Consider the following 633-nt stretch of genomic DNA (forward strand, 5'->3'; position numbering starts at 1 on the left):
CGCCCAGGATCACCACCCGCCCCGGCGGCACCCCCGGGATCCCGCCCAGCAACACGCCCCGCCCCCCCTGCTGTCGGGTCAGGTAATGGGCGCCAAATTGCACCGAGAGCCGCCCGGCAATCATGCTCATGGGCATCAACAAGGGCAGGGATCCATCTGCCAATTCCACCGTTTCATAGGCGAGGCAGGTGGCTCCCGACTGCAGCAGCGCCTGGGTCAGCTCGCGGCTGGCGGCCAAGTGCAAATAGGTGAACAGAATAAGGTCGGGATGGAGCAGAGAATACTCAGCCGGCAGAGGCTCCTTGACCTTCACCACCAACTGCTGCCGGTAGATCTCCTCAGGAGTGACAGCCAGCTTGGCCCCCGCTTTTTGGTAGTCCTCATCCGTGAAGCCCGCCCCCTGGCCCGCTTGGGTCTCCACCCACACCTGATGCCCCTGTTCGGTTAAGGCCCGCACCGCCGCCGGTGTCAGCCCGACACGGAACTCTTGCTCTTTGATCTCTTTGGGCACGCCAATTCGCATAGGGATCCCCGTAGGGCTGCTTTCCAGTCTAGACAGACTCTCTCCCCGATGGGATCCCTGGCCTGAGCAGGAGAGCGAAAATTGTAAAGTTTTGTGCGCGATCTGTCGGG

At 62.4% G+C, this 633-nt stretch carries 1 protein-coding gene; it reads right to left on the minus strand.

The window, feature by feature from the left end; all coding sequences use genetic code 11:
* Positions 1 to 523: alanine dehydrogenase (locus tag NW856_RS12855; protein ID WP_414400585.1), on the minus strand; the 523-nt coding region annotated here is incomplete at its 3' end.
* Positions 524 to 633: the final 110 nt, after the last annotated feature.

Source organism: Synechococcus sp. R3-13 (genome assembly GCF_047462195.1).
Lineage (GTDB): Bacteria > Cyanobacteriota > Cyanobacteriia > Thermostichales > Thermostichaceae > Thermostichus.